Source organism: Paenibacillus lupini (genome assembly GCF_011761355.1).
In the GTDB taxonomy this organism is placed as follows: Bacteria; Bacillota; Bacilli; order Paenibacillales; family Paenibacillaceae; genus Pristimantibacillus; species Pristimantibacillus lupini.
This window is the reverse complement of sequence record NZ_JAASRW010000005.1, coordinates 426,092-450,326: the sequence shown is the minus strand read 5'-3', so window position 1 is coordinate 450,326 and position 24,235 is coordinate 426,092. Positions and strand designations below refer to the sequence as shown.

Below are 24,235 nucleotides of genomic sequence, written 5' to 3'. Positions count from 1 at the left end.
GTCCGGAAGTGTGAAAGGCGTGAGCCTTAAGCCTTCCGGGCTTTTTTATACGAATAAAGCGAATTCGCAAACAGCCGCTTACTCTATTGAGTAAGCGGCTGGTCGTGATTCAATTACAGGTTAACAATAATCTTTTGTCCATGAGGCGTAAGCTTCAAACCTTCTTGGCTTGTTTGTGTGCCTGCACCTTCAACTGAAGCTGCTTGCTCGATACCGCGCAGAACAACATGCCATGGCTTGCCTGTGCCTTCATAGCTGATCTCGATTGTGCTTCCTGTACGAACAGCTGTTGCAGTTGCTTGCGGCTTACCGCTCAGATCATGGATAACGGCAGTAGCTGTTGCACCGTCTTCAAGCTCGAACAGGTGCAGCGTAACGTTATCTGCATAGTCGTAGTCAGGCTTTTGGTTGTCGCTGCCAATCGCAAGAAGCGTGTTTGGACGAACAAGCAATGGAATCGAGCTGTAACCGTGATGCTCTTCTACCCATTTGCCGCCTTCAACTGTAGTGCCATCGATCAAGCTTGTCCATTTGCCTGCTGGTACATAGTATTTAACCGTACCTTCAGTATTGAAGATTGGAGCAACAAGCAGGTTTTCACCCAGCATGTATTGACGGTCCAAATAATGAGTAGTTGGGTCCTCAGGGAACTCCAGAACCATCGCACGCATCATTGGCAGTCCTTTCTCCGTTGCTTCAACCGCATGATTGAACAGGTATGGCATCAAGCTGCTCTTAAGCTCGGTGAAGTAACGAAGCACATCAACGGACTCTTCGTCGAACAGCCAAGGTACACGGTACGATTCATTGCCGTGCAGACGGCTATGCGAACTGAGCATACCAAAGGCAACCCAACGTTTGTAGATGTCTGGTGGTGCTGTCCGTTCGAAGCCGCTAATATCATGGCTCCAGAAGCCAAAGCCGGAAAGACCAAGCGACAGACCGCCGCGGAGGGATTCCGCCATCGAGTCATAGTTCGCAGAGCAATCGCCGCCCCAGTGAACTGGATATTGTTGACCGCCGGCAGTAGCCGAGCGTGCAAACAGCATGGCTTCGCTTTTACCACGGTTTTCCTCAAGCACTTCAAATACCGCTTTGTTATACAACTGTGTGTAATAGTTGTGCATCTTCATCGGATCAGAGCCATCGAAGTAAACAACATCCGTTGGAATCCGCTCGCCGAAGTCTGTTTTGAAGCAATCAACGCCCATGTCCATCAGACGTTTCAGATGGCCTTTGAACCATTTCACGGCATCCGGGTTCGTGAAGTCAACAAGGCCCATCCCCGCTTGCCATTTGTCCCATTGCCATACGCTTCCATCTTTCGTGCGAACGAGGTAGCCGTTCTCCATACCTTCTTGGAACAATGGCGATTTCTGAGCGATGTAGGAGTTGATCCATACGCAAATACGAAGTCCGCGCTCTTTCAAGCGGCGAAGCATACCTACTGGATCCGGGAACATATCTGCATCCCACTCGAAGTTACACCATTCATATTCTTTCATCCAGAAGCAGTCGAAATGGAAGACGTGAAGCGGAATATTACGCTCTGCCATTCCTTCGATAAAGCTGTTAACTGTCGCTTCATCATAATCCGTTGTGAAGGACGTAGTCAGCCAAAGACCAAACGACCATGCCGGCGGCAATGCTGGCTTACCAGTCAGCTTCGTGTAGTTGTCAAGAACGTCCTTCAATGTTTTACCACCAACGATGAAGTATTCCAGATACTCGCCTGGTACGCTGAAGCCTACCTTCGATACAACTTCAGAACCTACTTCAAATGATACGCGTTCCGGATGGTTAACGAATACGCCATAGCCTGCGCTGGACAGATAGAAAGGTACGTTTTTGTAAGCTTGCTCAGAGCTTGTACCACCATCCTCATTCCAGGAGTCTACAACTTGCCCGTTCTTGACGAACGGCGTAAAGCGCTCGCCAAGTCCGTATACTTGCTCGCCAACACCAAGATCAAGCATTTCGCGGAAGTAAGCTTTACCTTCGTCTTTCACATATGCAGCGGCTTTATGCGCTGTGCCTGTCATCTTACGGCCATTCTGGTGGAACTCCAGGCCCCATGATGGCGATTTGCGAATGCGAGCCTGCAGGCCGCCGCTTGTCAGGATTGTGTACTGCTCGTCACTTTCAACAGTAACGTTATGGTTAGCATCTTCGTTAATTTCAAACTCTGGGCCAATTTGTTTAACGCCCGCATGATGGATCCAGCGTACTTTGATAACGTCTGGAATCGGAGAACTGATCTCAGCTGTCAGCAGGGTGCCGTTCAGCGTATCCCCTTTAATATTAATCGGCTTCGTTGCACAGTAAGCTGTCAGCTTGCCGTTCTTTTCTTTCACTTCACGTACATCTACCGGATGCTGCATCTCTACGCCTTCGCGAATTTGCCAATAACCATCTGTAAATTTCATTGAATTGAACCTCCCAGCATAAGTTTGCCCACTTAGTAGCTTCTCGTACCTTGTAAGCGGTTATGTTATAATAATATTGTCTTATCTTGTTTAACTCTGCCTAAATATTGCCCATTATTATCACGATTTTGACATTTGTCGTCCGAATCGTTAGGAGTTCTTATAAATGGATAAATCAAGACTAAAAGAAGCGCGAAAACATGGCAATCCGATCTATCCGGTAAGCTTGTATGACATCACTTGCCCACCGGATGCACCACTGCTCGACCTGCATTGGCATGATGAACTGGAGCTTCTGATGGTGACGGAAGGAAGGGCTGTATTTCGCGTCGATATGAATGATTACGAGCTTCAGACCGGCGAAGCGATCTTCGTAAATTCAGGGGAATTGCACTCAGGGTATGTTGTTGGAGATCAGCCATGCTCCTTCTCCGCTGTCGTGTTTCATTCCAGCTTGTTCAACAGCGGATCAATTGATTATTTATTTGACCGTTATATTTCTCCTGTATTGGAGAGAAGATATGATGTACCTGTTCATCTGCGGCGAGAGCCTGGAAACATGTATGATTTATTGATCCTGTTGGATCAACTGTTTGCCGTTAATCGTATGAGTCTAATGGCTCCGGAGCTTACGATTAAAGGATTGCTGTATGGCATTATATCTAGGCTGATCAACCTCGGCGGAACGGCTGCCCGGGCAAAGCCTGAGCAGGAAGGGTATCGGATTGAAAGGCTAAAGACTGTAATCGAATATATCGAGCAGCATTACGCCGATCCTATCCCCTTGCAAAAGCTTGCTGAGCTTGCGCGAATGAGCGAATCTTATTTTTGCCGATTTTTCAAACGGATAACAACAAAAAGTCCAATCGAATACATGAATAATTACCGCGTACAACTGGCGGCCAATCGCCTTCGGCAGTCCGATGCGAAAATTATGGAGGTTGCCCTTGATGTAGGGTTTAACAGCCTTAGTTATTTCAATACCGTGTTCCGCCAGCGTTACGGCTGTACGCCGCGGCAGTACCGAAGCCGAACTGAGGGACAGCGTTCATAATTCATTTATTGGTCCAAATAAAAAGAGCCGATCCTGATGGATCGGCTTGACCTATTCCTATTCCATTAATTCGAACAGTGCACCTTGCACTTCCTTGGAGTTACCACCGATATATACCGTAAACTCCCCTTCCGGTTGTAAACGCTTAAATCCATAGTAGAAGAGTGCCATGCAATGAACTATCCCTAATATTCGGTTATAAGATCTAGGATGTTCGGAACATAAAAAAGGATCGAAAAGCGATGGGCTTTTCGATCCTTTTATTCTTGAATTACTGCTTAGTTAACAGGCTTGTATTCCGAATTTGCTGTATCCAGCATCGATTTCCAGCTGTTAAATTTCGTTTCTCTTGCTACATGACGATCAAACAATTCCTCATGGATGTTATTAATTTCAGCTTGCGTCGAAGCTTGGAAGTTACCTTTTTCCAGAAACTCCGCAAAACTATCGAAACTCGAATGCTTTCTCATAAACGATCCATTAAACAATTTGTCTAATGAAATATTGTTCGGGTCTTCCTGCATGTTTTTTTGTCCTTGAAGATCCTTCAACAGGTCTTCCATCGACATCGGTTTTTGTTTTCTCAAATAAACACTCCTTTTCGTTTTTGTCTAACCTATCTTTTGGATAAAGATGCCCAAGTCGATTCCAGCCAGTTATCAAAGTCTGCGCCCTTGACACCATCATAGGCATCATACACATCAAGTCGCATTTTTCTTAGCTTTTCTTTAAACTCTTCATAAGAATGACCTTCTGGCAAGCTTTTCTTAATACGAATCAGGATTTTTGCGGTTCCTTTAATCGGATCGCCTTTTTTCTGTGCTGGCAGCTGAACATCCTCACCAAATGCCTTAAGCTTACGATAAGCAGCTTCTTGAACGGTGTACACGGAATCGTTATTCAATCTATGCGTTAGTACATCGATGATTTTCGGATGGCTCGACTGGCCCAGCTCTTCGACTGCATCCAGACGTTCTCTCCAATTAGATCGATTAGCTGCTGCTTTTAATTCATCATAATTCTCAGGCAATTCATTGTTAAATCCACGTTGACTCAAATGATCCCATCCGTTCTTTAAATATTTCACTTTTATAATTACCGGATATTACAACGTTATCCTTAACTTGCTCCGTTGACAACCCCATGTAATTTATCCTTCAGTTCTTTATAGTAACACACAATTCATCATCAGACTTGACTATTTGGTCATTAAACTTTTAAATTTAACAACTTCTTGCTGCTTCGCAATGTCTTTCTTTCCATTATCGCCATCCAAGCAGGCAGAATAAACTTTGCAACGTATATTTTGGCAATGTTTGACTGTATCCTCACGCTCTCTACATGGTAAAATTATCTAATATTATTTACGTAAAGAAAGGGTGGCTGCTTTTGATAGGAATAGATAGAACCCAAATGATTCATACGGAAGCTGAACTTCGATCACTTATTGGTTTTCCAAGCGAGCTGGTTGAGCATAAGGTTATTCCTGCAATTGATCATAACTGTCGGGACTTTATTAATAAATCACCTTTTGTTTTCCTTTCAACGTCTGATTCTCATGGTAAATGTGATGTCTCACCTAGAGGTGATGCCCCCGGATTTGTACATGTCCTGGATGACAAGCATCTCGTAATCCCAGAGCGTCCAGGTAACAAAAGAATCGATACCTTACGCAATATTCTGTCTAATCCTCATATTGGTATGGAGTTTTTGATCCCTGGTCTCGGCGAAACGCTCCGAATAAATGGCCGTGCATCTATTACGAAAGATATGGAGCTCCTGAAGCTGATGGCTGTAAAGGAACGAATTCCTCTAATCGGAATTATTGTTGAGGTTGAAGAATGTTATTTGCACTGCGCCAAAGCCTTCTTCCGCTCACAGCTCTGGAAGCCCGAAACATGGTTAAACAAAGAGCAGCTGCCTTCGCCAGCTAAGATCATTTCCGAGCATGCGAAGATTGACGGAGCAACTCCGGAAGTCATTGCTGCAAGGCTTGATGATGGATATAAGAATCGGTTGTATTAAAAAAACAAGCAATCTGATACAGCCCAGCGGCTCGTCTGATTGCTTGTTTATTTTATCACTTCTTTAATTCAACAATGATATCTTCTAGTATAACCTCTTCTTGTTCATTATCTTTTCTCTGTTGTACCGTGCTTTCTGTATCCGATCCTTCTCTCGTCATTTCCACTGAACCATGATTATCAGAGGTATGATTATAGAAAGAAAGCTGAGGAGTAATAATAAGCTTCGTTGCCTTAGGGTCTAATTTCTCAAATGTTTTACTCCAGCTCATATTATATCCCTCTTTGTCCCCTGCACCTCCATTACCTTGACCTGAATAAGGATTCCCTAAATCATCTTTCACTTTTATTCCAATATCTACGGCGTCCCACTTTGCTCTGACTTTCTGGTTAACCACTTGATCGTAATAAATAATAAAAGATATTGGTGTGACCGTTATTTTATCAAGATGAACCGTAACGCCGTCGTGCTCTATACTGCGATCAATCCGTTGTGTGCTGCTTTCGGTTGCCTTTAGTTTCAGCGAAAAATTCCAATCCCCTGTTATTTCCTCCTTACTGTCTTGCTTCCATATAGTCTCAATATTCCATTTGATATTTGCAGTTTCTCGATCCTTATCCTGACTAAAGCTGGTTCCCGTCATTAAGCCTACATATTTGTTATTTCCTACTTTAGATATTTGGTTGCTGCCCGCTACACCATCTGCACCCTTCATATCAAATAAACTGTGCACAATAGGATGAGCCCCTAAATCCTGATTACTCTCTAAAGAATAAGTTAAAAATGCGGTTTCGCCGTCAAATACCGCATCATTTATAGTGATTTTAATCCCGTTATTTTCTTCTGCCATGTTCATTGCGCTGGAATACTCCTTATAGTGATCAAAAAGCCCCGATCTTCCCACATCCAAAAATCTGAAAATATTATCGATTACAGGGATGCTGTTAGCGTAAGCGGGGAACGTCATCCCAAATAAGGCAGTTGATAAACCAGCTAAGATAAGAGCTGCCGTAGCATTCCTTGACCATCGTCTTTTCCGTGGGCGAATAGAGGACATTACTACTCTTTTAACTTTAGTTCGTTCTAATTCACTTGCTTCCATTTCCTCAAATTCGTTCTCATCTATGTCCATGTCATTTATTAATTCATAGATATCCTTCATCATATTTGACCTCCAGGATTAACCTTGTTATAAAGTTTCTTCTTCCCTCTATAGATTCGATTGTCTATCGAGGCTCTGGTCAGACCAAGTTTGCTGGATATATCGTCCGTCTTTAAACCCAGAAAAAATTTCATAACAAAGATATTCCGATCAACTGGCTCTAACAAATTAATGAGTTGGATGAGTTCCTTTTTATTTTCACTCATAATAAGTTCATCTTCTGCCGACATCCCATGCTGGCGCTCCACATCAGTTGAGGTAAACTCCACTTTTTTACTGGCCCGTCTGTAGTAATCGATAGCCTTAAACTTAGCAACCGCACAAATCCATTTTTTAAAATCAGTGGAGTCTCCATCAAATTTACTCGAATTATTCCATACAGAAAGAAAAATATCGTTGATACATTCCTCTATCATGCCATCGTTATCCAAAGGGGAAAGCACCTTATAAGTTACCCCTTTTATAAGCGGTAAGTATTTATCAATGATGAACTCTAATGCATCTTCTTTTTTACGCTGCAGCCGTTGGATAAAGTTATCCTCATTCGATCTCAATTACGGTCCTCCTTTATTTATAAAACCAACACACTCTATATAACGAAGGAAATAGCAGTTTCTCTCATCTCAAGTTAATTTAGCAGATAAAAAAGTGCCTCTTGGATAGGAGGCACTTTCTATTTTAGAAGCTATATTTTAACATATATTTCACCTATACCGCCCAATCTTGTGTTTAACCTGCTCCAGCAATGGCTGAGCCATCGCCCTTGCCTTCTTGGCTCCTGCACTTAGTATCTCGTCAATCTCATCTCGAGAAGCCATAAGTTTATGGTACTTTTCCCGCGGCTGCTCCAAGTACGCGTTCATGACTTGGTATAATTCTTGCTTAGCGTCTCCCCAACTGATACCACTATGGAAATTGTCTCTTAACTCTTCTACTTGAGCCGCTGATGCAAACTCTTTGTACAATAAGAAAATATTCGACGAATCAGGATCTTTAGGCTCATGAGGAGCGGTGGAGTCTGTTTTGATTCTGCTGATCAATTTTTTCAAATTCGCAGCTGATTCGAACAATGGGATCGTATTGTTGTAGCTTTTGCTCATTTTCCGGCCGTCCAATCCAGGAATAACCGCTGTTTGATCATCCACGATATAGCTAGGTAATTTAAGAGTTTCTCCATAATTTCTGTTAAAAGCTTCTGCAAGATCTCGCGCGATCTCTACATGCTGGATCTGATCCTTGCCGACCGGCACTTCATCGGTTTGGAACAGTAAAATATCCGCCGCCATCAAAATCGGATACGTAAACAACCCCATATTAACGCCAGCGTCCATATCGAGTCCCAGTTGTTCGTTCTTATCAACGACAGCTTTATAGGCATGAGCACGATTCATCAGTCCCTTTGGTGCAAGGCAGGACAGGATCCAGCTAAGCTCAAAGATTTCCGGTACATCCGATTGTCTATAAAAAATGACTTTCTCCGGATTCAGACCTAATGCCAGCCATGTCGCGGCAATCCCGTATGAAAGTTCATTAAATGATTCCCGGTTCTGAATGAACGTAAGTCCATGATAGTCCGCCACAAAATATAAAGCGGTGCAATGGCTATTCTGGGCAATCTGCAAAGCTGGCTTGATTGCGGCAATGTAGTTTCCTACATGGACTTGCCCCGTTGGCTTAATTCCGGTTAATACGATCTTGTCGCTCATGTTATCCTATCCCTCCTCGATATAAATAAAAAAGGGGCTCCCGTCCTGAAAAGGACGAGAAACCCCGTGATACCACCTTAATTAGCCCGAATGTAGATCCGGACTCACTTTAACGTATCGAAACCTACTCAAGGTTTGAATACGTGTCTCTTGTAACGACGAGACTTTCGCCAAAGCCTACTCAACTTAACTTTCGGTTTGGATGCTCAGAAGCCCACTTCGGTATAATCCCTACACTGATTCGCACCATCCATCAGCTCTCTGGAGTATTCGTTATGCTTACTCTCTTCATCATCGCAATTTGTTATAAAATTGTATTAGTATATTTTTACAACAGAATGCGCCGTTTTGTCAAATAATTCCTTATCTTGTTTAAGGCTATTATGCTGGTGCAGCTTTACGATGTCGCACATCGTTAAGGTTAGCAAAAATGATAGGAATAAATTAATCAGTCCCAAAAGCATTTTTGCTTCTCGGACTGTTCTATTAAAAAAGGCGATACAGGTGTTATACCTGTACCGCCTTTTTCGTTAATACCTTTTCGAAGGCATCGTTAAAGTATTGCATTACATACTTCGCGACATGACATTCAAAGGATGCGTAATCCGTCAGTACCTCGGAAGGATTCTCGATAAAATCATAGACCTTATCTGATACGAACTGAGGCTGATCGATAAACAACATATTTGTTGCTTCTGGAACAACGATTACTGACGAATGCATCAGAAGCTGCGATGATAAAGCAGTAGACGATAAATAGATGGAATCATCGGCACCAACCAAGGCTAGTGTAGGATGAGAGAGTGAGGCAAAATCCTCATTCGTCCCGGCTCCTGCGTACAATTCAAGAGCTGCAAAATACGTCTCCGGCTGGACTGACATATAAGCCATTATCATCTTCTTAAATAATGAGCTGTCAGGTGGCAGCTTGGAAATCCCCTGCACCATACTTTCCGCAAGTGTAAGCATATTCCCATTGCTCGTCAACTGCTTGCGGCTTTGGATGACGGAGTCGACCGTTTCCCTTGGCAAAAAGGCAGGAACCGCAAGCAAAATAAGACTTTTCACCAGATCTGCATGCTGGAGGCTGAATTTTACCGCCAATGTGGCGCCGAAGCCATGGCCCATCAGATGAACAGGACCAAGCTCTACATTGATAATGTACTGGAACAAATCTTGTATAAATAAATCCCAGCTAAGCTGCTCTGTACCTCTCTCTGTGTTGCCATGTCCGCGCAGATCGAGCACAACAACCCGATAATGCTGCTGGATATAAGGAAGGATTGGCTCCCATACATCCTGGTTATGCCCCAAATCATGTATACATACAATGGTTTCCATCTTAGAATTGGCATTATAGATCTGATAGTTGATCGAGATCTCTCGCACTTGGATAAGTGGCATAGAATCCTCCTACGAATATGTACTTCATTTGAGCTTCACTTTATGATATCTCGATTCTTCCTATACGTCTGTTGACTTTAAGTCACATAGCAGATAATCTCAAAGTAGACTACTAGATTCTGGAGGTCCTGTTTATGGATATTCGCCTCGAGTTTGGACTACGAATTAAAGAGTTACGGGCCCGGAGCGGCATGTCGCAAGAGCATCTCGCCTATCGCGCCGGATTGGATCGGAGTTACATAAGCGGAGTTGAACGCGGTGAGCGAAATGTCAGTATCTTGAACATTGAGAAAATAGCCGCTGCGCTCCAAATTACAGTAGCGTATCTGTTCTCAACTGAACGCTTCTCTCTTACTCAAGCCTATCAACCTAAAGAATTTATCATCCCTTTTAAAGATAGAGTTCAATATACGCTGGATCCAGACAAGAAACTACTCTCCTTCCAGGTCAATGGATTAGCTTCCGGCAAGCAGGATGTTGAATACATGTCCTCCATCGTCCTTGGGATCTGTTCCGCTTTTGGTAAAGATGAGCTCGATGTGTTGGTTGATCATCGCGGCATGATCACTTCTGATGGCCAGCCCGTTGTCTACTCACCAGAGGTTGCAGAAAGAGCTGTACAGTTCCAGCAAGAGCTTACAGCTTACAGTAAGAAGGTTATTGTTCTATGTAATTCAGAGTTTATGGTTGAGCAATTAAATCATGTAGCGAAATTCAGCGGGATATACGATAAAGCGACCCATCTTTTCGAGAGGGACCGGGATATGGTCGGCAAAGCCTATGAAATGCTGGATATTCATGATCATCAATTTATCCAAATGAACAAATAAAACCGCCTCCCAGGCGGTTTTATTTGTTCATTTTTCTATACAGAAGAACGTTGCAGGCGGCGTGGCCGGTTCACCATGTAGATACTGCAAAGTACGAATACAAGCCCGATCAGAAGGGTAAAGGTAAACGGTTCATGAAGGAATATCGTTCCGATCAAGATCGCTACAAGCGGGATCAGGAACGTATACGAGGCTACCTTGCTCGCTTCCCCGGAATCCATCAGCTTATAGAAGACAAGCCAGCCAAGTGCAATAACAAAGATCGAAATAAATAACAGGCTGGCGATAAACCCGCCGCTCCATTCCACATCCGACCAGCTTTCCGTCACAGTACCAAGTCCTGTCATGAATAAACCGCCGATCATTAACTGAAGGGTAACTAACCATATATTGTCTACCTTAGCACTGGATTTCTTCACATAGATGGTGCCAAGCGCCCAGCATAGCGCAGATCCAAGTGCGAGCAGAACACCTGCAATGGAGATATGGCCGGATGCGCCGCTTGCTCCACTAGATATAACCCCCACACCAGCAAAGCCCAGAACAAGACCCGTCACTTTCAACCCGTTCATAAGCTCACCGAGCCATAACCAAGAGAAAATACCTACAAGAACCGGCTGCAAGAATACGAGCGCCGAGAACAATCCGGCAGGCAAATATTGAATACCAATCGTTTGCAGACCATAATACAGCACAACATTGACGATAGCAGATACCACATAAATAAACCAAGTTTCCTTAAACCGTAAACGGCGGTATCTAGGAATCGCAGCAACAAGGAGAAGCACACCACCTAGTAAAGTTCTGACTCCGGAGAACAGTACAGGCGGCATGTAATCTAACGCATATTTGGATAAGGGCCAATTAATACCCCAGACCAAAACCAGAAATATAATAAGGAAAACGGTCTGTTGTTTCGATAATTTTTGCACATGAATTCTCCCTTTCGGATGTAACAATAGCAGCATTAATGCCCCAGCACAAGTGGCGTCAAGAATAACGTTATAACGGCGGCTAAAATCATGGACACACTGGATACGGTACCGGAAATGCTACCCAGCTCAAATGCCTTGGATGTACCGGCTCCATGTGCACTTGTACCAAGCAGCACACCTTGTGCAACAGCATTTCTAATCCGGAACAGACGTATCATAAGCGGACCAATTATTGAGCCGAAAATACCCGTAATCATCACCGCAACAGCCGTAATTGTCGGAATCCCTCCGATCGATTGCGACACATTCATCGCAATAGGTGTGGTTGCAGAATGAGGAATCAGGCTGTATGTTATTTTATCGTTTAAGCCTAATCCTTTTGCAAGCCATAAGGAGGATGCGACAGCCGTCGCTGATCCCGCTAATACACTCACAATAATCTGAGCTGCATGTTTCTTTATCAGATCATAATGTCTCGACAGCGGAATAGCAAAAGCTATTGTTGCGGGGCCTAACATATCAGACAGCCAATGTGCACCGGCATTATAATCATCATAACTGGTTCTCGTGACCACCAGCAGGATGATCAGCACGACTGGCGTAAGTATAATTGGTGATAAGAGCATATGACTTTTTTGCTTATAAATCCTTTTTGCAGCTACATACACAATGATCGTAATAAGCAAGCTTACTGCTGCAATTATCATAACCGCGAGCCCTCCTTCCGCTTGGCAACCTGCTGAGCAACCAATCCACTGCACAACATAACGATAATTGTCCCTAATCCAATAACTAAAGCAATCTGGACACCTTCATTAAGGATGAGCTGACGGTACCCTATTATTCCAACGGCAGGCGGGATAAAAAAGAGCAGCATCGTAGCAATAAGCCAATCCGAACCGGATTCTATATATTTGCGGGGAATAATCTTCATTTGAAGCATTACAAACAATAAGATCATGCCTAGAATACTGCCAGGGACCGGTATGTGAAGCCCTAGGACAAGCCGGTTCATAATCCATGAGAATACTATAAAGAACAAGATTTGAATGATGATTTTCGATAAGAAACGCATAACAGCCAACTCCCTTTAATGGAAGTGTACAGTAGCCATTATCATAGGTAAAATACATTTACAGAATGTTTTTCATTCCATTTATCTATGGATAAGGAGAAGTTTACGATTGGATATCCGACATTTACAATATTTTGTTGAGGTTGCCCGCCTGCAAAGCTTCACGAAGGCAGCTCAATCCCTCTATATCACTCAGCCGACCATTAGCAAAATGATCAAAAACCTCGAAGAGGAGCTTGGCGTCGTCTTGTTCGAGCGTACCGGAAAAAGAATTGCGTTAACCGATGCCGGCTCTATTCTGTTGACGCAAGCTCAGCAAATGGTCCAGTCGTTCAGCAATATGAACTCCAGCCTGTCCGAATTAATGGAGCTGAAGGCGGGCCATATCCGAATTGGCCTTCCTCCGATGGTAGGCGTTACTTTCTTCCCTCGCATTATCGGAAAGTTTCGGGAGAAATACCCCAAAATTACGATGCAGCTGTTCGAGCATGGAGCCAAAAAAGTTGAAGCCGATGTAGGCTCAGGGGAACTGGATATCGGGGTTATTTTACTGCCAACTAATGAGGAAAAGTTTGAATCGTTTTGTTTCTTACGCCAAAATCTGATGCTTGTTATCCCTCCCTCGCATAAGCTCGCGAATCGGGACGAGGTGTCTCTCATTGCGTTAAAGGAAGAGCCCTTCCTGCTGTTCCATGAAGACTTTACGCTGCATGACCGGATTATTGAGGAATGCGAGAAGCTTGGATTCCAGCCGGATGTCGTGTACAAAAGCACGCAGTGGGATTTTATCAGCGAAATGGTGGCGGCGAATTTGGGCATTGCTCTCCTGCCTGAAGCGGTCTGTAAGGAACTAGATCAGAAACGTCTGCGGGTCATCCCGCTAATCTCACCAATCATTCCGTGGCATCTTGCCATGATCTGGCGTCGGGACAGCTACCTGTCGTATGCCACGCGTGAATGGATTGCTTTCGCGAAAGAGACGCTGAAGTATGTTCCGTAATCGTTGCACAAAAAAATAGAGGTTGCCTATCATGGCAACCTCTATTACTTATTTATTTCGGTTACTCCTTGGTCCTGGCGGCATTCCGCCTGGTCCGCCCGGCATTCCGCCAGGACCACCAGGACCACCTGGACCTCCAGGTCCACCATGCCATTGACCAGGTCCTCCTGGTCCGCCAGGCCATTGTCCAGGTCCTCCAGGACCGCCAGGCCCCCATGGACCTCCCCATGGCGGACGCGGTGGCGGCCCCCAGCCCCACCATGGTGGACGAGGTGGTTGCCAACCCCATGGCTGCGGCTGCCAGCCCCATGGCGGGCGAGGCGGTGGGAATCCGCCACCTTGAGGGAAAAATCCCCGATTCGATTTTGTCATTTGAAATTACTCCTTTGTTAAAAAAGTAATTTAATGCATGCGTTAGCGTATGTGAATACCCAATGGGATGTATAGGCAAACATAACACCTTCCAAGGATTAGGTGAATATCCTGTAGTAACTTGGTTTGTTTGGAGGAACAAAATGATCCCGATTTATCCTTATTACAGTCAGGAGACAAAATGTAAGCAAGTTCCCATTACTTTCCCGCCCCAGCATCAAGATCAGCAGCCTGGTCTTGAGTATTTAATGAATCCTACACCTATTTCGGATAACCCCGAATATAAGGGCAGCGGTAAGCTGAAAGGTAAAGTGGCCATCATTACAGGCGGTGACAGCGGAATTGGCCGTGCGGTTGCCATCGGTTTTTCCAAAGAAGGCGCTGATGTGGCGATTGTCTATCTCTACGAAAGAGAAGACGCACTTGCGACAAAGCAAATGGTTGAGAAATACGGAGGCCGCTGTTTGCTGATTGAAGGTGATTTAAGGAAGCCGGAGTTCTCCTCAGAAATTGTTCGCCAGACCTTGGAATGCTATGGCTGTCTTGACATATTGGTGCTCAATCAAGGCGTGCAATTCCCGCAAACCTGTATTCTGGATATTACAAATGAACAGCTAGAGGACACGTACCGTACGAACATTTTTCCTCATTTCTACTTAACCAAAGCAGCCCTGCCCCATCTCAAACCGGGAAGCTCCATTATCAGCACGGCATCAGTTACCGCTTATGCAGGTGCCCCCTTACTTGTGGATTATTCCTCCACAAAAGGAGCAATTGTCTCCTTCACCCGCTCCTTGTCGCTCCAGCTAGTAAGCTGCGGCATACGAGTGAATGCGGTAGCTCCCGGTCCAATCTGGACGCCGCTTATCGTATCCAGCTACTCTGCCGAATATGTCAAAACGTTTGGTCTTGAAACGCCGATGAAACGTGCCGGCCAGCCGTTCGAACTGGCTCCAACTTATATCTATCTCGCCTCCGACGACTCCTCCTATGTTACGGGCCAAGTGCTCCACGTAAACGGCGGAGTAATGACGGAGACATAGGCGAAGAACATCAAAAGCCTCCAAATCCAAATTTTGTGTTGGGATTGGAGGCTTTTTTATCATGCATGCTATACCAAAGTCTAGCTCTTCTTCAGCACCAGACTGGATTTTGTACAATAGAATTTTACCTCAACGCGAAATATGTACGCTACGTTGGATTCCGTACATTTAAATTAACACCTTATAAACACTTCCCATCCTGCAGTGACGATATTACTGGATAGAATCCAACATACCGCCACCATACAGCCTACACGGTATTTTTCATTGTACGTAATCCAACGTAACGTAGACATTAAAGACTACACCAGCTGCTACACGTACTAAACACCTTTTTCCATCGCATCCGCCAAAGCGACAAGCTTATTAACGGTATTCCAATTGCGGACAGTCGTATGACCGCCAAGCTTGTCCGCTTTTACTGCAAGCTTGGAATTACGGACGCTCTGATTAAACAAAAGATACAGATTCCGCCCAGTGCTTCCAAATGTCTCTTCTTCCGACTCGAAAGTGCGGAGCTTCTCAATCTGCTCGAGGGTTGGTTCCTCATGCATCATCGACACATACAAATATTCACCTTGCGCACTTGCTGCCGCATCTGCAATTTGCTTCTCCGTGAAGGGGCAGCTGGAAGCAATCGCGCGCATCTCATCTGCCGTCCTCATAATTACTCTGATCGACAAGCCAAACACTTTGTCAATTTGCTGCTCGATACGCTGCCGAAGTGCTGCCTCATCCTCATCAGAGGTGAACAAGATATTCCCGCTCTGGATATAGGTCTGAACATCAGACAAGCCTATAGAAATCAGCGCTTCTCTCAGATCTGCCATCTTGATTTTATTTTTACCACCGACATTTATCCCTCGCAATAAAGCAATCCGTACGCTCATACAACACCTCATCTTATCGTTATGGACTTTCAGTGAATGATTTCCGCTCAAACTGCTTTGCATGTAAATCTTTGTATACCCCACCCAGTTCGAGCAGCTCGTCATGTTTTCCTTCTTCTACAATCGTCCCATCCTGCACGACCAGAATATGATCCGCCGCCATTATGGTGGACAACCGATGTGCAATAACGATACTCGTCTTATCCTGCAGCAGGACACTCATCGCCTTCTGAATATAATACTCGGATACCGTATCAAGCGAAGAAGTTGCTTCATCCATGACGATAATCGCCGGATTTTTGAGAAGCACCCTTGCTATGGAAATACGCTGCTTCTCACCGCCCGACAGCTTCATCCCCCGATTACCAACTACTGTGTCATAGCCATCAGGCAGACCCATTATGAAGTCATGAATATAGGCAGCCTTGCATGCATTCTCCATCTCTTCCTCCGATGCTCCATCATTGGCATACATCAGATTCTCTCTAATGGTCCCGTTAAAAAGATAGCTATCCTGCGTCACTAGTCCAATCTGCGATCGAAGCGACTCCAGCGTCATATCGTATATATCCGTACTGCCGATCCGAATACTCCCTGAAGAACGTTCATACAGCCGCGGCAGCAGATTCGTAATCGTTGTTTTCCCCGCTCCACTTGGCCCAACAAGGGCTGTCATCGTACCAGCCACAGCGGTGAAGGAGATATGCTGCAGTGCTGGTTTATCTCTATGATAGGCAAAGCCTACATCCTCAAACACAATGTCTTGTCTTGAAATATTAACCGGCAGAGCTTTAGGCTTGTTCACAATAACCGGCTCCATATCGAAATAATCAAAAATCCGTTCAAATAATGCAACCGACCGGTTAATATCGACATACAAGTTCGTTAGCTGACCCACTGGACCGTAAATTCGGCCAAGAAGCGCGACAAAGCTGATGATAGCCCCTATCGTAATCTCGCCTTGTATAAAAAGATAACCCCCATATAAGTAGATCAACATAGGCCCTATAGTTGTAAAAGTAGACAGCACCATCATAAACCAGCGGCCAGCCATCGATTCTCTAATTTGCAGGCGAGTCGATTCGGCGTTAACTGTTGTAAAGCCGTCAAATTCCTTCTGTTCCTTCGTGAACAGCTTCATCAGCAGGTATCCGCTAATGCTAAGCGTTTCCTGGATGATATGGTTCTGATCAGACATTTTCTCCTGGGTCTGCTTGGCAATATTCCAGCGGACACGACCCATTTTCCGAGTTGGCATAATAAAGAGCGGAACAACAAGCATGCCCAGAATAGCAAGCTTCCAGTTCATGAAGAACAAGGTACCAAGCGTTGTCGCCAATATAAATAAATTGCTGGAAAAATTGACTACCGTACTGCTGAATACCCCCTGAATCCCGGCGATATCACTCGTCATTCTCGTAATGACCTCGCCTTGCTTCACATTGGAGTAGAACTGCAGCGGCATTTGCTGCAAATGCCGGTACATCTGATTTTTCATATCATAGACAATATTTTGCGAGATATAGGAATTCAGATAGCTCTGCAGCACACCAATTAAGCCTGAAGCTACGGTAGCAGCAAGTGAAATAAGCACCAGCTCCACAAGCAGCCCCATATCTTTATTAGGCAAGGCATCATCCACAATATGCTGAATAAAGATCGGAGGCAAGAGGCCAAGCCCCGAGGAAACAAGCAGGATTAGCAGCACAATAATCGTCTGTTTCCAATAAGGGATAAAATAACTGGCGATACGGGCAAGCATAGCTTTTGTAATGTTGGGTTTAGCCCCATCATCGAACTTCAGCTTGTTAAACCCCATTCCTCCAGGTCCTCCATACATTTTGGACATTGCTGGACCCCTCCGTTCATAAATGTTCCAAAATTTGCTGATGCAGTTCAGAAAGCCGGTCAACGTCTTCCTTCTGCAAATGTGCAAGCGCAGCGCTCAGCGCCTTATACGACGCTGCTTCCTGTTTATATACCTGACATAACTCTTCTCCGGCAGGCGTAATAAACAGCTGAATCTCTCTCCGATCCTGCTCGGAAGGCTCACGAAGGACAAGCCTCTTCTCCACAAGCTGGTCGATATAAACGCTGACCCTGCTTTTCGCAAAAACAAGCTTCTCCGTTAAATCCTTTTGCTTCTGACCCGGATTCAAACGAACGGACTCCAGAATGTTGATCTGGTGAACCGTTAAGCCTAAATCAGCAGCACTTTGAAAAGCCAGCTTTTTTAATTGACGTGCTATTTTAAAAAACGATTGGTATATATCCATCTCTTTCGCATTTGAATCCAACAGCCACTCCACCTTATTAGTTATGTTTGTAAACAGTTACGGTTGTGAACTAATTATACATAAAAAGAAGAGAGCTTTCCAGCTCCCTTCCGTGCTTCCTAATATAGTGGATATTTCTGACGGAGATCTTCCCGATGGAGGACATGTGAATCCTCTCGAATGTAGTGGCAAACATAGGATCGGCGCCATCTGTCTGTGCTTCTATTCTTATTCGAAGAATGAATGAGCAGCTCGCTGAACAGGAGGATATCACCCTTCTCCATGATGACCGGTATTTGCTTCGTTGTATCCACGCCCTCTGTCTCCTCGGTCCAATGCTCATGCTCTTCGATATTTTTCACAGCTCCATGCGGCAGGAGACCGAGCTTATGCGTGCCCGGCATTACCCATAAGCAGCCATTCTCGATATCAACGACATCCTCCATGGCGGTCCACGCGGCGATCATCGTCATGGGATCATTTTTAATATAGTAGTAATCCTGATGAGCGGCCTGTCCGGGGGAACCTGGTTCCTTGTAGAAATACATGCTTTGCACGCAAACCGCTTCTTTCCCCATCAATTGCGCCAGTGCCCCGCGTACAATCGCATGCTTCATCAGCTGTCTGGACATGCTGTCATGCTTATGCGGATTAAAGAGTCGCAGGGAATATTTCTTACTCTCCTCACATGCCGCCCATTCCGGCATTGGAGATTCATTTCTTATATCATAGATGTGTCCGTTAAAGGCATCAATCAGATCGCTGGACATACCTTTCTTCCATAACAGATAACCATTTTCCTTAAAAAATTCAATTTGTTCTTCCGAAAGGGGAGTAAGAGGAGCTGTATACGTTATATTCACTGTTCATTCTCCTTTATCATTTATTGCTCGAGCGATAGCTTTATCGTACTCCTCCTCCTTAGGTTGGAACAATGGCTGCCATTTGCCTTTTTGTATCTGTGATTGATATTCGACTTTACGTTTCAGTAGAATATAGACAAGAGGTGATTCCATGATCGTGACATCAACAGTAGCAGGCTCCGTTGTATATCCGCCTGGCGGAAAGTTTGGTCCACGCATCCAGCCGGATATCCAGCTCGTTATGCTCTACACCGGAGAAATGTCCGTATCCATTGACGGCCGGGAAATTCATGCCCAGCCTGGTCATGTCGTGATTCTTTTGCCCGGTCATGAAGAACAGTTTGTTTTCTCCAAAACCGAAGATACCTGGCATCGCTGGATTGCCGTACATGTACCCGAGTTTGATGAGGAGGAACGGAAAGCACTCCAATTATTACCCGAATGCCTGCCGCTAACCGAAGACATGAACCGACTAACGGATCTCATTCTTCGCTTACAGCGGGATACATCCGCAAGTGATCCTCTCTTACTCCAGCTTGGTCTCGCGGCCTTACATCTGTACCCAATTGAATCAAAGCGGGTCTTGCAGCAGAGGGAGAAGCATCCTGCCATTTACTCTGCATTGTCCTGGATTCAGGAGCATTATGCCGAAGACGTAGCTTTAAAAGATATAGCTGCTTCCGCGAATGTTTCGCCAGAGCATTTGGTCCGGCTATTTAAGCAATATGAGTTGACCACACCATTTCAATACTTGTGGAGCTACCGCGTTAACAAAGCAGTCGAATTGCTGAACAATACTGGTCTTACGATTACCGAAATCGCTTCGCGCTGTGGATTTAAGACTTCCCATCATTTTGCAAGACAGCTTAAAGAAGCAACAGGTCGAACCGCGTCTGAGATTCGCCAATTATCCTGGAGTGGCCTGCGGAAAGCATAAAAAAACACCGGGAGTCCCGGCGTTAAAGGATCGCTTTCTCTAGCGTTTGCAAAGGTGTGAGTACCCCTTCCAAATACGCTTTATTATGTAGAACGGATGGATGGTTCGGGCGATAAGCCCGGGCAATCTCGTTATGTTCATAAGCTTTCAGCCATTGGCCAAGCTTATCGTAACAAACACAAAGCTGCAGGTGAGGTAGCCAGGTGGAACAGGATGTATTTTGCAGGGACCATGCCTCATCCTGTTTGGGAGTATGCAGGGCCGTATTATACCAGTACGCCGCCGTTTCGTAAGCGCCAGATTGAAGATGATAATAGCCAATTCGGCAGCAATTTTCGGAACGTGGACTGCCATATTGGAAGGAGCGAAGCGCAGATTCCATTGCAGACTCCTGATTTCCCACAGCAGCGTAACAATCCGACAGCTTCCCGCATGCCGCAATATTATCCTCTACCCAGCCTTTTTTTGTACTAAGGAAAAGATTATAGTATTGGATAGCTTTCTCATTGTGACTGTGATCCTTCAACTCATTTGCATAATAATACAAATCCCTTGGGCTGAATTCTTCCCCCTTGGCCAGCCGCTGCTCATAAATACGCAGATTTCGGTCACTATCATGTCGTGTGCTGGCATGTGTAACGGCGATATCTGATACAAGCGAGACCCCATACACCTCTAAATACTCATGAACAGCACCTAGCCAACGGAACTGACGGTCTCTTCGAACTAATCGATTGCGGCGAAGCCTGCTCGTGATCATTCCGTTCTCGTCCTGCGACAAATAATAGAACATCGATACGGTATCTACCTCAGAGGAAAGAGTTGCTTTCAGCTCCAGCAGCTTGATCTGATCCAGCTCCAGAAAAATATCGTCCGCATCCAGCCACAAAATATATTCGGAAGTCGCTTTACTAAACGCAAAGTTACGCGCTGCAGCAAAATCATCTATCCATTCAAAGTCATATACGTTATCGGTATAAGAAGAAGCAATCGATCTGGTCTCATCTGTTGATCCCGTATCTATTACGATGATTTCATCCGCAATTCCTTTTACCGAATCCAGGCAGCGAGCGAGAACATCCTCTTCATTCCTCACAATGAGACAAAGACTAATGCTAACCATAGCCCCCACACTCCTCCTTTAGAGTTATTCCGCCAGCAATCGACGCCTTTCGATGGACTTGCCCTCTTTTTACTTCATAGATAAAGAATATTACTAATTTATGGAACATATTTTTCATTATTCCATTATTCAGGTAAGCGATGAGATGAAAGGAAAGGAGGCTGCTCACCGCTGCCACGATCTATCGGCCTATCCCGCAGCATTGTTAATTTGAGGAGTGAATGAGGATGGCAAATGGTTCAATACCGATTACCGCTCTACAATTAAGTGCTTTACGAAATCTGCTCACTGACCTGTCAAACCTGCTACCAAATGTACTTGCAAACCCTACATCAAGTCGGGTTTCCCAGCTCAATACCATATTGACTGAGCTACGGGCGCTGGTATTGGAAATTGACTTTACTGTGACGGAAGAAGCAACATTGCTTGGCCTGTTCGAGAATCTGATTACACTCGTTGAGGTGACGCCTTTCTCCCCGCTAGGCACTGTTATGCTTATTCAAGACTTGGTAAATATACTTGGAGCATATGGTCTGCTGTTTGCTATAGCGCCGCCAGAAAAAGATGCCCTCATTGGTCAAATTCGTACAATCGCTCGTCAGCTTGCAATTGTTATACCTACGCTTAGCACGGAGGGAGGTACAGGTCCCACTGGACCTCCAGGACCTCAGGGTCCCGTCGGACCTGCTGGACCGGTTGGACCAGCAGGAGCCTCGGGAGCAACTGGATCTACAGGTCCTGCAGGTCCGGCCGGCGCTGCTGGACCTGCGGGACCTGTTGGTGCGCAAGGACCTGCGGGGGCTGATGGGGCTGATGGAGCTGATGGAGCTGATGGAGCCGTTGGTGCAACAGGTCCTACGGGGGCAACCGGGGCGACGGGTGTAGGTTTGCTTGGCATTACTGTTTTTAATCCGGTTAACTCTCCGCTATATCCGCAAGGCCAAGTTGTCGCCTTTGACAGAAGCACCTACTTAGCGCTTGTAGCAGGACCTTCAGGAATCCCTGGGTCATCACCCGATTATTTAGAACTCGCCGGAGGGGCGACTGGACCAACAGGTGCAACGGGCGCTGGTGATACTGGCGCGACGGGCGCTACCGGAGCTACTGGTGCGACGGGCGCTACCGGAGCTACTGGTGCGACGGGCGCTACCGGAGCTACTGGTGCGACGGGCGCTACCGGAGCTACTGGGCCGACGGGTGGCACTGGCGCTACTGGCTTGACTGGAGCCACGGGAGCTGGCGCTACTGGCACGACTGGAGCAACCGGAGCTACGGGCGACACTGGGGCTACTGGCGCGACGGGCGTAACTGGGGCGACGGGCATTGGAGATACTGGGGCGACAGGTGTGACTGGAGCAACTGGCGCTACTGGAGGTACAGGTGCGACCGGCTTGACTGGGGCGACGGGAGCAACAGGCGACATTGGTGCGACTGGAGTTACTGGGGCGACGGGAGCTACGGGCACTACCGGTGCTACTGGCGACACCGGGGCTACCGGAGCTACTGGCGACACCGGCACTACCGGTGCGACGGGCGACACCGGGGCTACCGGAGCTACTGGCGACACCGGGGCTACTGGCGACACTGGCGCGACGGGTGACACTGGCGCGACCGGAGCTACTGGAGCAACGGGCGACACTGGCGCGACCGGAGCTACCGCCGCGACGGGTGACACTGGTGCGACCGGAGCTACCGGGGCGACGGGTGACACTGGTGCGACCGGAGCTACTGGTGCGACGGGCGACACTGGCGCGACCGGAGCTACCGGTGCGACGGGTGACACTGGCGCGACAGGAGCTACTGGTGCGACCGGCGACACTGGCGCGACCGGAGCTACTGGAGCAACGGGCGACACTGGCGCGACCGGAGCTACCGCCGCGACGGGTGACACTGGTGCGACCGGAGCTACCGGGGCGACGGGTGACACTGGTGCGACCGGAGCTACTGGTGCAACAGGCGGCACTGGCGCGACTGGAGTTACTGGGGCGACAGGCGACACTGGCCCGACGGGAGTTACCGGGGCGACGGGTGACACTGGCGCGACCGGAGCTACCGGCGCGACGGGTGACATTGGCGCGACCGGAGCTACTGGGGCGACGGGTGACACTGGCGCGACCGGAGCTACCGGCGCGACGGGTGACATTGGCGCGACCGGAGCTACTGGCGTTACTGGTCCGACAGGCGACACTGGTGCGACTGGAGTTACCGGTGCGACAGGTGACACTGGCGCGACTGGAGTTACCGGTGCGACGGGCGACACTGGCGCGACTGGAGTTACTGGGGCGACGGGCGACACTGGCACTACCGGCGATACTGGAGCGACTGGAGTTACCGGGGCAACGGGCGATACTGGAGCGACTGGCGCTACCGGAGTTACTGGAGCGACGGGCGATACGGGCGATACTGGCGCTACCGGCGTTACCGGAGCGACGGGTGTCACTGGCGTGACCGGCGTTACTGGGGCGACGGGTGTCACTGGAGCTACTGGTGTTGCTGGTGCAACCGGGGCCACTGGCGTTGCTGGTCTCACGGGAGCTACAGGTGCTGCCGGATCTGGCGCTATCATTCCATTTGCTTCAGGGACACCTGCTGTACTAACAACCGTTCTTGGCGGATTGCTTAACACTTCCACTTTAATCGGATTCGGAAATAATGCTGCCGGCGTAACCGTCGCTGGAGGAACGATTGATTTAACGGGAGCTGCAGGGACACTGCTCAATATGTCCTTCTCAGCGCCAAGAGCTGGAACAATAACATCAATAGCCGCTTACTTCAGCATAACAGCAGGATTATCACTTGTTGGCTCGACAATAACGCTAACTGCTCAGCTCTTCCAATCGACAGTACCAAATAACACCTTTACAGCTGTTCCAGGTGCCCTTGTTACTTTGGCTCCTCCTTTAAGCGGCATCCTGAGCCTAGGCTCCATTTCTTCAGGGCTTACAACCGGATTATCTATTCCTGTAACGGCTGGCACCCGCTTGCTTCTGGTCTTCTCAGCTAGTATTACAGCAGGTATTGACGTTGCAACAACAGTAGCCGGTTATGCAAGTGCTGGAATAACGATCGTATAATCTCTAAACTTATATATTCCAATTTCTATAACAAAAAAGC

At 46.7% G+C, this 24,235-nt stretch carries 23 protein-coding genes and 1 other annotated feature; of the genes, 7 read left to right on the top strand and 16 right to left on the bottom strand.

The annotated features are described in order from the left end of the window. Positions 1 to 113: 113 nt before the first annotated feature. Positions 114 to 2,426, bottom strand: a complete 2,313-nt coding sequence (gene yicI, locus FHS17_RS18505) for an alpha-xylosidase (protein WP_167279899.1) — start codon at positions 2,424 to 2,426, stop codon at positions 114 to 116. Positions 2,427 to 2,592: 166 nt separating this feature from the next. Between yicI and FHS17_RS18500 the strand changes: the two genes are divergently transcribed. Then, positions 2,593 to 3,480, top strand: coding sequence for a helix-turn-helix transcriptional regulator (locus FHS17_RS18500; RefSeq protein ID WP_167279898.1), 888 nt, complete (start codon positions 2,593 to 2,595; stop codon positions 3,478 to 3,480). 278 nt (positions 3,481 to 3,758) lie between these two features. Here the strand turns inward: FHS17_RS18500 and FHS17_RS18495 are convergent, their stop codons facing one another. Beyond that, positions 3,759 to 4,049: a hypothetical protein gene (locus tag FHS17_RS18495; RefSeq protein ID WP_167280076.1), complete on the bottom strand. Its 291-nt coding sequence runs from the start codon at positions 4,047 to 4,049 to the stop codon at positions 3,759 to 3,761. Positions 4,050 to 4,096: 47 nt separating this feature from the next. Further along, the gene (locus tag FHS17_RS18490) at positions 4,097 to 4,537 is read right to left on the bottom strand and encodes a HEAT repeat domain-containing protein (RefSeq protein ID WP_167279897.1); all 441 of its coding nucleotides are present in this window, start codon (positions 4,535 to 4,537) and stop codon (positions 4,097 to 4,099) included. Positions 4,538 to 4,893: 356 nt separating this feature from the next. Here FHS17_RS18490 and FHS17_RS18485 point away from each other — a divergent pair, with 356 nt between their 5' ends. Beyond that, complete coding sequence (locus FHS17_RS18485) at positions 4,894 to 5,505, top strand: pyridoxamine 5'-phosphate oxidase family protein (protein WP_243865448.1); 612 nt, start codon at positions 4,894 to 4,896, stop codon at positions 5,503 to 5,505. A 55-nt stretch (positions 5,506 to 5,560) separates the two neighbouring features. Here FHS17_RS18485 and FHS17_RS18480 read toward each other — a convergent pair whose 3' ends face one another. The 4 genes from FHS17_RS18480 to FHS17_RS18465 all read right to left on the bottom strand — a co-directional run bounded on the left by FHS17_RS18480 (position 5,561) and on the right by FHS17_RS18465 (position 9,777). Further along, positions 5,561 to 6,670: a DUF4179 domain-containing protein gene (locus tag FHS17_RS18480; protein ID WP_243865424.1), complete on the bottom strand. Its 1,110-nt coding sequence runs from the start codon at positions 6,668 to 6,670 to the stop codon at positions 5,561 to 5,563. Continuing rightward, the gene (locus tag FHS17_RS18475) at positions 6,667 to 7,221 is read right to left on the bottom strand and encodes a sigma-70 family RNA polymerase sigma factor (protein ID WP_167279895.1); all 555 of its coding nucleotides are present in this window, start codon (positions 7,219 to 7,221) and stop codon (positions 6,667 to 6,669) included. Before FHS17_RS18475 ends, FHS17_RS18480 begins: the two co-directional genes overlap by 4 nt. A 150-nt stretch (positions 7,222 to 7,371) precedes the next feature. Beyond that, the gene (locus FHS17_RS18470) at positions 7,372 to 8,373 is read right to left on the bottom strand and encodes a tryptophan--tRNA ligase (protein ID WP_167279894.1); all 1,002 of its coding nucleotides are present in this window, start codon (positions 8,371 to 8,373) and stop codon (positions 7,372 to 7,374) included. Positions 8,374 to 8,420: 47 nt separating this feature from the next. Then, positions 8,421 to 8,677 (bottom strand) — a binding site (T-box leader). A 203-nt stretch (positions 8,678 to 8,880) separates the two neighbouring features. Beyond that, positions 8,881 to 9,777 (bottom strand): alpha/beta fold hydrolase, encoded by an 897-nt coding sequence (locus tag FHS17_RS18465; RefSeq protein ID WP_167279893.1) that lies wholly within the window; start codon positions 9,775 to 9,777, stop codon positions 8,881 to 8,883. Between the two features lie 134 nt (positions 9,778 to 9,911). Between FHS17_RS18465 and FHS17_RS18460 the strand changes: the two genes are divergently transcribed. After that, on the top strand, positions 9,912 to 10,607 hold the full coding sequence (locus FHS17_RS18460) for a helix-turn-helix domain-containing protein (protein WP_167279892.1): 696 nt from the start codon (positions 9,912 to 9,914) through the stop codon (positions 10,605 to 10,607). A gap of 35 nt (positions 10,608 to 10,642) precedes the next feature. Here FHS17_RS18460 and FHS17_RS18455 read toward each other — a convergent pair whose 3' ends face one another. From FHS17_RS18455 to FHS17_RS18445, 3 genes are read right to left on the bottom strand one after another with little or no spacing between them, the layout of a single operon-like run. Continuing rightward, the gene (locus FHS17_RS18455) at positions 10,643 to 11,539 is read right to left on the bottom strand and encodes an EamA family transporter (protein ID WP_167279891.1); all 897 of its coding nucleotides are present in this window, start codon (positions 11,537 to 11,539) and stop codon (positions 10,643 to 10,645) included. Between the two features lie 35 nt (positions 11,540 to 11,574). Further along, positions 11,575 to 12,249 (bottom strand): LrgB family protein, encoded by a 675-nt coding sequence (locus tag FHS17_RS18450; protein WP_167279890.1) that lies wholly within the window; start codon positions 12,247 to 12,249, stop codon positions 11,575 to 11,577. Beyond that, a complete protein-coding gene (locus FHS17_RS18445) occupies positions 12,246 to 12,617 on the bottom strand; it encodes a CidA/LrgA family protein (protein WP_167279889.1) in 372 nt (123 codons plus the stop codon). Before FHS17_RS18445 ends, FHS17_RS18450 begins: the two co-directional genes overlap by 4 nt. Before the next feature lie 109 nt (positions 12,618 to 12,726). Between FHS17_RS18445 and cidR the strand changes: the two genes are divergently transcribed. Further along, entirely contained in the window at positions 12,727 to 13,617 is an 891-nt protein-coding gene (gene cidR, locus FHS17_RS18440) for a cidABC operon transcriptional activator CidR (protein ID WP_167279888.1), read from the top strand. Between the two features lie 48 nt (positions 13,618 to 13,665). Here cidR and FHS17_RS30310 read toward each other — a convergent pair whose 3' ends face one another. Beyond that, positions 13,666 to 13,989 carry a hypothetical protein gene (locus FHS17_RS30310; RefSeq protein ID WP_208420448.1) on the bottom strand — a complete coding sequence of 108 codons (324 nt, stop codon included), beginning with the start codon at positions 13,987 to 13,989 and terminating at the stop codon, positions 13,666 to 13,668. 143 nt (positions 13,990 to 14,132) lie between these two features. On the opposite strand from FHS17_RS30310, the gene FHS17_RS18430 reads away from it, so the two are divergent. Further along, positions 14,133 to 15,032: an SDR family oxidoreductase gene (locus FHS17_RS18430; protein ID WP_167279887.1), complete on the top strand. Its 900-nt coding sequence runs from the start codon at positions 14,133 to 14,135 to the stop codon at positions 15,030 to 15,032. Between the two features lie 323 nt (positions 15,033 to 15,355). On the opposite strand, the gene FHS17_RS18425 is transcribed toward FHS17_RS18430, so the two are convergent. The 4 genes from FHS17_RS18425 to FHS17_RS18410 all read right to left on the bottom strand — a co-directional run bounded on the left by FHS17_RS18425 (position 15,356) and on the right by FHS17_RS18410 (position 19,061). Next, positions 15,356 to 15,922 carry a DUF1697 domain-containing protein gene (locus FHS17_RS18425; RefSeq protein WP_167279886.1) on the bottom strand — a complete coding sequence of 189 codons (567 nt, stop codon included), beginning with the start codon at positions 15,920 to 15,922 and terminating at the stop codon, positions 15,356 to 15,358. A 19-nt stretch (positions 15,923 to 15,941) separates the two neighbouring features. Then, positions 15,942 to 17,771 carry an ABC transporter ATP-binding protein gene (locus FHS17_RS18420; RefSeq protein WP_243865423.1) on the bottom strand — a complete coding sequence of 610 codons (1,830 nt, stop codon included), beginning with the start codon at positions 17,769 to 17,771 and terminating at the stop codon, positions 15,942 to 15,944. A gap of 16 nt (positions 17,772 to 17,787) precedes the next feature. Then, entirely contained in the window at positions 17,788 to 18,219 is a 432-nt protein-coding gene (locus FHS17_RS18415; RefSeq protein ID WP_167279885.1) for a MarR family winged helix-turn-helix transcriptional regulator, read from the bottom strand. A gap of 98 nt (positions 18,220 to 18,317) precedes the next feature. Further along, positions 18,318 to 19,061, bottom strand: coding sequence for a phytanoyl-CoA dioxygenase family protein (locus tag FHS17_RS18410; protein WP_167279884.1), 744 nt, complete (start codon positions 19,059 to 19,061; stop codon positions 18,318 to 18,320). Between the two features lie 151 nt (positions 19,062 to 19,212). On the opposite strand from FHS17_RS18410, the gene FHS17_RS18405 reads away from it, so the two are divergent. Beyond that, positions 19,213 to 19,998 (top strand): AraC family transcriptional regulator, encoded by a 786-nt coding sequence (locus tag FHS17_RS18405; RefSeq protein ID WP_167279883.1) that lies wholly within the window; start codon positions 19,213 to 19,215, stop codon positions 19,996 to 19,998. Positions 19,999 to 20,020: 22 nt separating this feature from the next. On the opposite strand, the gene FHS17_RS18400 is transcribed toward FHS17_RS18405, so the two are convergent. Beyond that, on the bottom strand, positions 20,021 to 21,121 hold the full coding sequence (locus FHS17_RS18400; protein WP_167279882.1) for a tetratricopeptide repeat-containing glycosyltransferase family 2 protein: 1,101 nt from the start codon (positions 21,119 to 21,121) through the stop codon (positions 20,021 to 20,023). 227 nt (positions 21,122 to 21,348) lie between these two features. Between FHS17_RS18400 and FHS17_RS18395 the strand changes: the two genes are divergently transcribed. Next, a complete protein-coding gene (locus FHS17_RS18395; RefSeq protein ID WP_167279881.1) occupies positions 21,349 to 24,195 on the top strand; it encodes an exosporium glycoprotein BclB-related protein in 2,847 nt (948 codons plus the stop codon). Positions 24,196 to 24,235: the final 40 nt, after the last annotated feature.

Excerpts from the sequence above, each read along its gene's own strand:
- FHS17_RS18495 (WP_167280076.1), bottom strand. The coding sequence starts at position 4,049 with ATGTCGATGGAAGACCTGTTGAAGGATCTTCAAGGACAAAAAAACATG.
- FHS17_RS18420 (WP_243865423.1), bottom strand. The coding sequence starts at position 17,771 with ATGTCCAAAATGTATGGAGGACCTGGAGGAATGGGGTTTAACAAGCTG.
- FHS17_RS18480 (WP_243865424.1), bottom strand. The coding sequence starts at position 6,670 with ATGATGAAGGATATCTATGAATTAATAAATGACATGGACATAGATGAG.
- FHS17_RS18395 (WP_167279881.1), top strand. The coding sequence starts at position 21,349 with ATGGCAAATGGTTCAATACCGATTACCGCTCTACAATTAAGTGCTTTA.
- FHS17_RS18485 (WP_243865448.1), top strand. The coding sequence starts at position 4,894 with ATGATTCATACGGAAGCTGAACTTCGATCACTTATTGGTTTTCCAAGC.
- FHS17_RS18430 (WP_167279887.1), top strand. The coding sequence starts at position 14,133 with ATGATCCCGATTTATCCTTATTACAGTCAGGAGACAAAATGTAAGCAA.
- FHS17_RS18460 (WP_167279892.1), top strand. The coding sequence starts at position 9,912 with ATGGATATTCGCCTCGAGTTTGGACTACGAATTAAAGAGTTACGGGCC.
- FHS17_RS18450 (WP_167279890.1), bottom strand. The coding sequence starts at position 12,249 with ATGATAATTGCAGCAGTAAGCTTGCTTATTACGATCATTGTGTATGTA.
- FHS17_RS18400 (WP_167279882.1), bottom strand. The coding sequence starts at position 21,121 with ATGGTTAGCATTAGTCTTTGTCTCATTGTGAGGAATGAAGAGGATGTT.
- FHS17_RS30310 (WP_208420448.1), bottom strand. The coding sequence starts at position 13,989 with ATGACAAAATCGAATCGGGGATTTTTCCCTCAAGGTGGCGGATTCCCA.
- FHS17_RS18470 (WP_167279894.1), bottom strand. The coding sequence starts at position 8,373 with ATGAGCGACAAGATCGTATTAACCGGAATTAAGCCAACGGGGCAAGTC.
- FHS17_RS18465 (WP_167279893.1), bottom strand. The coding sequence starts at position 9,777 with ATGCCACTTATCCAAGTGCGAGAGATCTCGATCAACTATCAGATCTAT.
- yicI (WP_167279899.1), bottom strand. The coding sequence starts at position 2,426 with ATGAAATTTACAGATGGTTATTGGCAAATTCGCGAAGGCGTAGAGATG.
- FHS17_RS18500 (WP_167279898.1), top strand. The coding sequence starts at position 2,593 with ATGGATAAATCAAGACTAAAAGAAGCGCGAAAACATGGCAATCCGATC.
- FHS17_RS18405 (WP_167279883.1), top strand. The coding sequence starts at position 19,213 with ATGATCGTGACATCAACAGTAGCAGGCTCCGTTGTATATCCGCCTGGC.
- FHS17_RS18445 (WP_167279889.1), bottom strand. The coding sequence starts at position 12,617 with ATGCGTTTCTTATCGAAAATCATCATTCAAATCTTGTTCTTTATAGTA.
- FHS17_RS18425 (WP_167279886.1), bottom strand. The coding sequence starts at position 15,922 with ATGAGCGTACGGATTGCTTTATTGCGAGGGATAAATGTCGGTGGTAAA.